Below are 8923 nucleotides of genomic sequence, written 5' to 3' on the forward strand. Positions count from 1 at the left end.
CCCCCGACCGTCAGAATGGACCCATGGTCTCCGGCTCCCCTCGCATCTTCTCCGGGATGCAGCCCACCTCCGACTCCCTCCACCTCGGCAACTACCTCGGCGCGCTGACCCAGTGGGTCGCGCTGCAGGAGTCCTACGACGCGCTGTACTGCGTGGTGGACCTGCACGCGCTGACGGTGGCGCCCGACCCGGCGGCGCTGCGCGAGCGCACCCGGCGCACCGCCGCGCAGTACCTCGCCGCGGGCGTGGACCCGGAGCGGTCGATCCTGTTCGTGCAGTCGCACGTCGCGGAGCACGCGGAGCTCTCCTGGCTGCTGTCCTGCCAGACCGGGTTCGGCGAGGCCGGCCGGATGACGCAGTTCAAGGACAAGTCGGCCAAGCACGGCGCCGAGGGCACGACGGTCGGGCTGTTCACGTACCCGATCCTCATGGCGGCCGACATCCTGCTGTACGACACGGCGCTCGTGCCGGTCGGCGAGGACCAGCGCCAGCACCTCGAGCTGACCCGCGACCTGGCCGAGCGGCTGAACAAGCGGTTCGGCGACGGCACCGCGGTCGTGCCAGACGCGCACATCGTCAAGGCCACCGCGAAGATCTACGACCTGCAGGACCCGACGGCCAAGATGAGCAAGTCCGCGTCGAGCCCGAACGGGATCATCGAGCTGCTCGACCCGCCGAAGACGGTCGCGAAGCGGATCCGCTCGGCGGTCACCGACGCAGGCTCCGAGATCCGGTTCGACCGGGAGAACCAGCCCGGCGTCGCGAACCTGCTGACGATCTACTCGGCGCTGACCGGGCGCGACGTCGAGTCGATCGTCGCCGACTACGCGGGCAAGGGCTACGGCCACCTCAAGGTCGACCTGGCCGACGTGGTCGTCGAGTTCCTGGCCCCGTTCCAGGAGCGGGTGAACGGCTACCTGTCCGACCCGGCGTCGCTCGACGCGGTGCTCGAGGACGGCGCCGAGCGCGCCCGGGCGATCGCCCGCGGCACGCTGGACCGGGTCGCGGACCGCTTCGGTCTGCTGCCCCGCCGCCGGACCGCATGAACCCCACCGGGCCGTTCGCCGACGAGCTCCGGATCGGCGTCGCGGTCTCCGTCCCGGAGCCGTACGCCGCCGAGCTGCAGGCGGCGCGCGCCCGCGTCGGCGACCCCGCGGCCCACCTGATCCGCCCGCACATCACGCTGCTCGGCCCGACGGTGCTGCCGACTGCGGCCCTGCGCGACGCGGAGGAGCACCTCCGCGCGGTCGCCGCGGCGCACGCCCCGTTCACGGTGCACCTGCGGGGGACGGCGACGTTCCGGCCGGTGTCGCCGGTGGTGTTCGTCGAGGTGGTCGAGGGGATCGCGTCCTGCGAGCTGCTCGAGGTGGCGATCCGCTCGAGCGTGCTCGACCAGGAGCTGCGGTTCCACTACCACCCGCACGTGACCATCGCGCACGACGTGCCGGACGAGGCGCTCGACCGGGCGTTCGCCGACATGGCGGGGTTCGAGGCGCGGTTCGACGTCACCGAGATCCACGTGTACGAGCACGGCGACGACGGCATGTGGCGGACCATCGGCGCGTTCCCGCTCGGCGGCTGACCCGGCCCGACGGCCCGCCGCGGCGCCCTGACCGGCGGCGACGCGCCCGCTCCGGATGCCGAGCGGCCCGGCGGTCCCTAGGGTCGTCGGCATGGGAGTCCCGGCCGAACCGCACGGCGCCGGGCGTGCGCACGCCGCCGCCGCGAGCACCGACGAGGTCGCCGCCGGCAACCGGCGCGACGTCGGGGCGCGGGTGTACCCCGGCGGGTTCGCCGGGCTGACGGCGCGCGGCAAGGCCGTCCTCGCGTGGTGGCAGCGGACCCGCGCCGCGCGCGCGAACGCCCGGTTCGGCGAGGCCGGCGGCGGGGTGCTGACCGGCGGCATCGCCTACGCGACGATCTTCTCCGTGTTCGCCGGGCTCACCATCGGCTACTCCGTGTTCATGGCGGTCCTCGGCAACAACGAGGCGCTGCGCCAGACCGTCCTCGACACCATCGACGCGAACCTGCCCGGCCTGGTGATGACGAGCAGCGACGACAAGACGGGCGTCATCGACCCCGACACGCTCCAGCTGAGCACCGGCGTCGGCGTCGCGGGGCTCGTCGCTTTCGTGGTGCTCCTGGTCAGCGCGATCTCCGCCATGGCCGCCCTGCGCACCGCGGTGCGCGCGATGTTCGGTGCCGAGGGCGGCGGCAACGCCGTCACCGGCAAGCTGCGCGAGCTCGCCGGGTTCGCGGGCATCGGCCTCGCCATCCTCGTCTCCGCGCTGCTCAGCATCGCGACCACGACCGCCGCCGACTGGGCGCTGACCGCGCTGGGCCTCGACGGGTCGACCGTCGGCTCGATCGTGCTGCGCGGCGCGGGCATCCTCGTGGCGTTCGTCGTCGACGCCGGGACGTTCGCGCTGATCGTGCTCGTGCTCGCCGGCCAGCGTCCCGCGTGGCCGGACCTGCGGCAGGGCATGCTCGTCGCGGCGGTCGGGCTCGGCGTCGTGCGGGTGCTCGGCACCTCGGTGGTCGCGGGCTCGGCGGACCGGAACGCCATCCTCGCGTCGTTCGCGGTCATCGTGACGCTGCTGATCTGGATCAACCTGATCGCCCGCATCGTGCTGCTCGCCGCGGCCTGGACCGCCGACCCGCCGCCCGCGGACGAGGCGCAGCCCGCCGACACCGCCACGGACGGCGCGGACGCCTGACCGTCACCCCGACTGGAGCGTCCTGCCGGACACGCCGGTGCGTGTCGGGCAGGACGCTCCAGTCGTCCCCACCCCGGCCGAGTGGCCAACGTCGACGTCCCCGTGGTGGCTCCTCATCGGGCTGTGGACCGCACCGGTGCCCGCCCGTACGTTCACCGCGGGTCCGCGCTGCGGGCCCGCGGACCTCTCGTCAGCCGCGGGCGGGTCCCGCCGACGCGCACGCGCCGGCCGGGGCCCGACCGGGCGTGCCGCTCTCGCCGACGGCGACACCTCGCCGCAGGAGCGGAGGACAGATGCGAGCTCGTGGACCGGTCGTGGCGGCTGTGGCGGCGGTGGTGGTGGCCCTCGCGGGCTGCGGCACCGCGGACCCCGTCCCGCCCGAGGCGGCGCCGACGACCGCCGCGGAGGCCCCGGTGGACCGTGCCGACTCGGCGGCGACCGGGGACCCGGTCGTCCGGGTGCACCTGGTCCGGCACGGCGAGACGGTGCAGAACGTCAAGGGCATCGTCGCCGGCTGGGCGGACGCCCCGCTGACGCCGGACGGGCTGGCGACGGCGGCCCTCGCGGGGAAGGGGCTCGCGGGCACCGCGTTCGTGGCGGCGTGGAGCAGCGACCTGCAGCGCACCCAGGAGACCGCGCGGGAGGTCCTGGCGGCGCACCCGGACCCGCCGGAGGTGCAGGTCGACGCGGGGCTGCGGGAGTGGTGGTTCGGCGGCTTCGAGGGGGACGGGGCGGCCGAGGTGTTCGACCCGCTGCTCGCCCCGCACGGACTGACCGCCGACGACCTGCACCACGACCTGCCGGGCGTCCTCGGGCAGATCGGTGACGGGCGGGTGGGCGCGCTGGCGGACCTCGTCGCAGCCGGTGACGACTGGGGCCTCGCGGAGACGGGCGACCAGGTCGAGGAGCGGCTCGGCGCGGCGCTCGACCGCGTGGTCGAGGACGCCGTGGCGCGGGGCGGCGGCGACGTGCTGGTCGTGACGCACGGGCTGGCGATCCTGTCGCTGCTCGACGTGGTCGGCGCCGACGGGGTCGAGCGGTCGTCCCCGTCCAACCTGTCGCGCACCGCCCTCACGTGGCAGGACGGCACCTGGGCCGTGGAGCTCGTGGACGACACCGGCCACCTCACCTGACCCGGGCCTGTCCGGACTGGAGCGTTCTGCCCGACACGCCGCCGCGTGTCGGGCAGAACGCTCCAGTTGTGTCCAGTGACCGGCCGGTTGTCCACAGGGTTCCCGTCGGGCGGTGGATTCGGGCCCGTCCCGCGGACACAGTGGGTCGATGACGGCCCAGCACCCCGTGGACACCTCGACCGCTCTCCGTCCAGGCCGGGACCTGCCTGCGGTGGTGTCGGCACGGCAGGCCGCGGGCCGAGGACGCCGGGCCGACCTGCGCGCGGGGTACGTGCGAGCGGCGCATGGTGTCCACGTCGTCGCGGGGGCCCAGGTCGACCACCCCGACATCCGGATCGCGGTGGCGATGACCGGCGCACCCGAGTCCGTGACGCTCGGCGGCTGGGCAGCGGCGCGGCTGCACGAGCGCCGTGCGCTCCTGGGTGCGGGTGAGCCCTCGCGGTTCCCCCGGACCACGCGCACCCCGGGCGCGGCGGACGCGTTGCTGTTCGACGGTGCCGCAGTGGGAGGTCGACCGGCCGACCTCCGTCCGGTGCTGCTGCTCGCGCCGCCCGAGGTCCGGCTCGCCCGCCGGAGCGGCCAGCGTTTGCTGCGCAGCGTCGTTCCCCCGCACGAGCGGACGACCCTCGAGGGGTTCGCGACCACGACGGCCACGCGCACGGCGTTCGACCTCGCGCGGACCTCTGCGCCCGAGGACGCGGTCGTGGGGCTGGACCGGATGCGGGCGCTCGGGCTGCTGCGGGTCGACGACCTGCACGAGCTGGTGCGGGAGCGGGCGCGCTGGAGAGGTGCGGCCGCCGCGCGTCGTGCGCTCGCCCTGTCCGCGGACGGGGTGGAGTCGCCGCAGGAGACCCGGATGCGCCTGGCGTGGCTCGAGGCGGGACTGCCCGTGCCCCTGTGCAACGCGGAGGTGCTGGACCAGGACGGCTGCTTCGTCGCGCGGGTGGACGTTCTCGACCCGATGAGCGGCCTCGTCGCCGAGTACGACGGGGCGGTGCACTCCGCCGCTGATCGGCGCAGCGCCGACGCCGACCGGCAGGAACGGCTGCACGCCCTCGGGATCGAGGTGCTCCGGGCGACGGCGGTCGACCTCGCCGGCCCGGCGGCCCGCACGCGGTGGCAGGGCCGTGCTCGCGCGGCGCACGGGCGTGCCGTCGCCCGCAGGGCAGGAGCGCGGTGGCGTCTCGCAGCGGCGGACTGAACCCACGCGCCGTCAGTGGAGACGAGTGGAGCGTCCTGCCCGACACGCGCCGGCGTGTCGGGCAGAACGCTCCACTCGAGAGGGACCCGGGGACCCCGGGGCGCCGGGGGTCAGAACGCGCGGGTGATCATCGCGCGCTTGACCTCCTGGATCGCCTTGGTGACCTCGATGCCGCGGGGGCAGGCCTCGGTGCAGTTGAAGGTCGTCCGGCAGCGCCAGACGCCCTCCTTGTCGTTGAGGATCTCGAGCCGCTGCGCCCCGCCCTCGTCCCGGCTGTCGAAGATGAACCGGTGCGCGTTGACGATCGCCGCCGGGCCGAAGTACTGGCCGTCGGTCCAGAACACCGGGCAGGACGACGTGCACGCCGCGCACAGGATGCACTTGGTGGTGTCGTCGAACCGGGCCCGCTGCTCGGGGGACTGCAGCCGCTCGCGGGACGGCTCGGTGCCCGTGGTGATGAGGAACGGCATGATCTCGCGGTAGGAGGCGAAGAACGGCTCCATGTCGACCACGAGGTCCTTGATCACGGGCAGGCCCTTGATCGGCTCGACGGTGATCGGCTTGTCCGGGTTCAGGTCCTTGAGCAGGGCCTTGCACGCGAGCCGGTTGCGGCCGTTGATCCGCATGGCGTCCGAGCCGCAGACGCCGTGGGCGCACGACCGCCGGAACGTCAGCGAACCGTCGGACTCCCACTTGATCTTGTGCAGCGCGTCGAGCAGGCGGTCGGTGCCGTGGGCGGTGACCGTGTGCTCCTCCCAGTACGCCTCGTCGCCGTGCGTCTCGGGGGTGTAGCGGCGGATCTTGAGCGTGACCTCGAACGACGGGATCTCGCCGGCCTTGGGCTCGGCGGCGGCCGAGCGCTCTGCGACAGCAGTCATCAGTACTTCCGCTCCATCGGCTGGTACACGGTGGTCACGACGGGCTTGGTGCCCAGGAGCACGACCGGGCGGCCCGGGCCCGGCTCCGGGACCTCCTCGCCCTTCGGCGCGGAGAGGGCGGGGGAGTCGACCGGCACGCCGGGCTGCCGGCGGTAGGCCATGGTGTGCTCCATGAAGTTCTCGTCGTCGCGCTTCGGGTAGTCCTCGCGGAAGTGCCCGCCGCGGGACTCGCGCCGGTTCAGCGCCCCGACGACGACCGTCTCGGCGATGTCGAGCAGGAAGCCCAGCTCGATCGCCTCGATCAGGTCGGTGTTGAACATCCGGCCCTTGTCCTGGACCGAGACCCGGGAGTACCGCTCCTGCAGCACCTGGATGTCCTGGAACGCCTGGCGCAGCGACTCGGCGGTGCGGAACACCTGCGCGTTGGTGTCCATCGTCTGCTGCAGCTCGCGGCGGACGTCGGACACTCGCTCGCCCTGGGGGCGGTTCCGCATGTCCTCGAGCTCCTCGACGACGGCCGCGGCCGGGTCGGCGGGCAGGTCCACCCAGGACGCCCCGGCGGCGTACTCGGCGGCCGAGATGCCGGCGCGCTTGCCGAAGACGTTGATGTCGAGCAGCGAGTTGGTGCCGAGCCGGTTGGAGCCGTGCACGGAGACGCAGGCGACCTCGCCGGCCGCGTAGAGCCCCTTGACGACGTGGGTGGTGTCCCGGAGGACCTCGCCCTCGACGTTCGTCGGCACGCCGCCCATGGCGTAGTGCGCCGTCGGGTACACCGGCACCGGCTCCGTGTAGGGCTCGATGCCGAGGTAGGTCCGGGCGAACTCGGTGATGTCCGGGAGCTTGGCGTCGATGTGCGCGGGGTCCAGGTGGGTCAGGTCGAGCAGGACGTAGTCCTTGTTCGGCCCGGCGCCGCGGCCCTCGCGCACCTCGTTGGCCATCGACCGGGCGACGATGTCGCGCGGCGCGAGGTCCTTGATGGTGGGGGCGTACCGCTCCATGAACCGCTCGCCGTCGGCGTTGCGGAGGATGCCGCCCTCGCCGCGTGCGGCCTCGGACAGCAGGATGCCGAGGCCGGCCAGGCCGGTCGGGTGGAACTGGAAGAACTCCATGTCCTCCAGCGGCAGCCCGCGGCGGTACGCCAGCGCCATGCCGTCGCCGGTCAGGGTGTGCGCGTTCGACGTGGTCTTGTAGATCTTGCCGGCGCCGCCGGTCGCGAGGACCACGGACTTGGCGCGGAACACGTGGATCTCGCCGGTGGACAGCTCGTAGGCGACGACGCCGGACACCGCGACGTCCTCGCCCTCGGGCACCTCGCGGCCGGTGAGGTCGTGCGTGAGGATCAGGTCCAGCACGTAGAACTCGTTGAAGAACGCGACCTCGTTCTTCACGCACTGCTGGTAGAGCGTCTGCAGGATCATGTGCCCGGTGCGGTCCGCGGCGTAGCAGGCCCGGCGCACGGCGGCCTCGCCGTGGTTGCGGGTGTGCCCGCCGAACCGGCGCTGGTCGATCCGGCCCTCGGGGGTGCGGTTGAACGGCAGCCCCATGCGCTCCAGGTCGAGCACCGCGTCGATGGCCTCGTTCGCCATGATCGTCGCGGCGTCCTGGTCGACCAGGTAGTCGCCGCCCTTCACGGTGTCGAACGTGTGCCACTCGGGGTTGTCGTCCTCGACGTTGCCGAGCGCGGCGCACATGCCGCCCTGGGCCGCACCGGTGTGCGAGCGGGTCGGGTAGAGCTTCGAGATGACCGCCGTGCGGGTGCGGGCGGACGACTCGAGGGCGGCGCGCATCCCGGCGCCGCCGGCGCCGACGATCACGACGTCGAACTGGTGGGTCTGCATCGGGGTCGATGCCTCCAAAGCGAATGCGGGGTGGCGAGAGGGCGGGGCGTCAGGCGGTGCAGAACGACGGCAGCAGGTCCGCCGGGCTGTTCGCGGGGCACGGGTCGAAGGTGAAGATCACCAGCGTGCCGAGCACGACGACCACGGTGAACGCGGTGTAGAGCGCGAGCTTGAGCACCAGGCGGGTGCCGTCGCGCTCCGCGTAGTCGTTGATGATCGTCCGGACGCCGTTGGTGCCGTGGATCATCGCGAGCCACAGCATCAGCAGGTCCCAGATCTGCCAGAACGGGGACGCCCACTTGCCGGCGACGAACCCGAAGTCGATGGCGGAGATGCCCTCGCCGGCGACCAGGTTCACGAACAGGTGGCCGAAGATCAGCACGAGCAGCACGACGCCGGACGCGCGCATGAACACCCAGCCGTACAGCTCCCAGTTGCCGCGGGAGGTGCGGCGGCCCGGCCCGGCACCGCGGGTGCGGGGGGCGGCGATCGTCGTCATCACTCGCCTCCGAAGACGTGCATCAGGTGCCGCGGCAGGAAGCCCGCCATCGTCACGACGAACAGGCCGAGCACGACCCAGAGCATCACGCGCTGGTACCTCGCACCCTTGGACCAGAAGTCGACCAGGATGATCCGGATGCCGTTGAAGGCGTGGAACACGATGGCCGCCACGAGGCCGGCCTCGCCGAGCCCCATGATCGGGTTCTTGTAGGTCCCGATCACGGCGTTGTACGCCTCGGGGGAGACCCGCACGAGCGACGTGTCGAGCACGTGCACGAGCAGGAAGAAGAAGATGAGCACGCCGGTGATCCGGTGGGCGACCCAGGACCACATGCCTTCGCGGCCGCGGTAGAGGGTGCCGCCGGGGATCCGCTTGGCCGTGGGGGCGGCGTCGTCGCGGGCTTCGGCAGGCGCAGTGGGCACGGGTGGCCTCCTGGCGAGTTCGGGCGGGACTGCTGTGTCCGGTCCGTTCACTGTAGTGATCGTGGGCTGGGTCACCCGCCGGGGGAGGCCCGATCCGGGCCCGATGTGACCAAGCGCACACGGCGGGTGGGACCAGAGTCCCTGGTCGGGGCAGGCCCGGCTCGGGACCACCCGCACGGGTGACGACGCCCCGGCGCAGGTCCGGTTCGTCCCGATACGCTGCCCGCCATGT

Annotated in this window: 9 protein-coding genes; 5 read left to right on the plus strand and 4 right to left on the minus strand. The window is 73.1% G+C overall.

All coding sequences use genetic code 11. The annotated features are described in order from the left end of the window. Positions 1–23 precede the first annotated feature (23 nt). From trpS to G6556_RS14660, 5 genes are all read left to right on the plus strand, one after another. Positions 24–1046, plus strand: coding sequence for a tryptophan--tRNA ligase (gene trpS / locus G6556_RS14640; protein WP_166942889.1), 1023 nt, complete (start codon positions 24–26; stop codon positions 1044–1046). Beyond that, positions 1043–1582, plus strand: coding sequence for a 2'-5' RNA ligase family protein (locus G6556_RS14645; RefSeq protein ID WP_166942892.1), 540 nt, complete (start codon positions 1043–1045; stop codon positions 1580–1582). Before trpS ends, G6556_RS14645 begins: the two co-directional genes overlap by 4 nt. A gap of 91 nt (positions 1583–1673) precedes the next feature. After that, entirely contained in the window at positions 1674–2717 is a 1044-nt protein-coding gene (locus tag G6556_RS14650) for a YihY/virulence factor BrkB family protein (RefSeq protein WP_166942895.1), read from the plus strand. Between the two features lie 314 nt (positions 2718–3031). Beyond that, complete coding sequence (locus G6556_RS14655) at positions 3032–3850, plus strand: histidine phosphatase family protein (protein WP_166942897.1); 819 nt, start codon at positions 3032–3034, stop codon at positions 3848–3850. Positions 3851–3998: 148 nt separating this feature from the next. After that, on the plus strand, positions 3999–5051 hold the full coding sequence (locus G6556_RS14660; RefSeq protein ID WP_166942900.1) for a hypothetical protein: 1053 nt from the start codon (positions 3999–4001) through the stop codon (positions 5049–5051). A gap of 110 nt (positions 5052–5161) precedes the next feature. Here the strand turns inward: G6556_RS14660 and G6556_RS14665 are convergent, their stop codons facing one another. Genes G6556_RS14665 through sdhC form a run of 4 tightly spaced genes read right to left on the minus strand, consistent with a single transcriptional unit; the run spans position 5162 to position 8637 of the window. Next, on the minus strand, positions 5162–5929 hold the full coding sequence (locus G6556_RS14665) for a succinate dehydrogenase iron-sulfur subunit (protein ID WP_166942903.1): 768 nt from the start codon (positions 5927–5929) through the stop codon (positions 5162–5164). Continuing rightward, positions 5929–7767: a succinate dehydrogenase flavoprotein subunit gene (gene sdhA / locus G6556_RS14670; protein ID WP_166942906.1), complete on the minus strand. Its 1839-nt coding sequence runs from the start codon at positions 7765–7767 to the stop codon at positions 5929–5931. Before sdhA ends, G6556_RS14665 begins: the two co-directional genes overlap by 1 nt. A 49-nt stretch (positions 7768–7816) precedes the next feature. After that, positions 7817–8266 (minus strand): succinate dehydrogenase hydrophobic membrane anchor subunit, encoded by a 450-nt coding sequence (locus G6556_RS14675; RefSeq protein WP_147795869.1) that lies wholly within the window; start codon positions 8264–8266, stop codon positions 7817–7819. Continuing rightward, positions 8266–8637 (minus strand): succinate dehydrogenase, cytochrome b556 subunit, encoded by a 372-nt coding sequence (sdhC, locus tag G6556_RS14680; protein ID WP_346774924.1) that lies wholly within the window; start codon positions 8635–8637, stop codon positions 8266–8268. Before sdhC ends, G6556_RS14675 begins: the two co-directional genes overlap by 1 nt. Positions 8638–8923 lie beyond the last annotated feature (286 nt).

The organism is Cellulomonas sp. IC4_254 (assembly GCF_011603975.1).
Classification (GTDB): Bacteria; Actinomycetota; Actinomycetes; order Actinomycetales; family Cellulomonadaceae; genus Cellulomonas.

Bases quoted from the DNA above. Each gene is read 5' to 3' on its own strand.
- G6556_RS14675 (WP_147795869.1), bottom strand. From the start codon at position 8,266: ATGACGACGATCGCCGCCCCCCGCACCCGCGGTGCCGGGCCGGGCCGC.
- G6556_RS14660 (WP_166942900.1), top strand. From the start codon at position 3,999: ATGACGGCCCAGCACCCCGTGGACACCTCGACCGCTCTCCGTCCAGGC.
- sdhA (WP_166942906.1), bottom strand. From the start codon at position 7,767: ATGCAGACCCACCAGTTCGACGTCGTGATCGTCGGCGCCGGCGGCGCC.
- G6556_RS14665 (WP_166942903.1), bottom strand. From the start codon at position 5,929: ATGACTGCTGTCGCAGAGCGCTCGGCCGCCGCCGAGCCCAAGGCCGGC.
- trpS (WP_166942889.1), top strand. From the start codon at position 24: ATGGTCTCCGGCTCCCCTCGCATCTTCTCCGGGATGCAGCCCACCTCC.
- G6556_RS14645 (WP_166942892.1), top strand. From the start codon at position 1,043: ATGAACCCCACCGGGCCGTTCGCCGACGAGCTCCGGATCGGCGTCGCG.
- G6556_RS14650 (WP_166942895.1), top strand. From the start codon at position 1,674: ATGGGAGTCCCGGCCGAACCGCACGGCGCCGGGCGTGCGCACGCCGCC.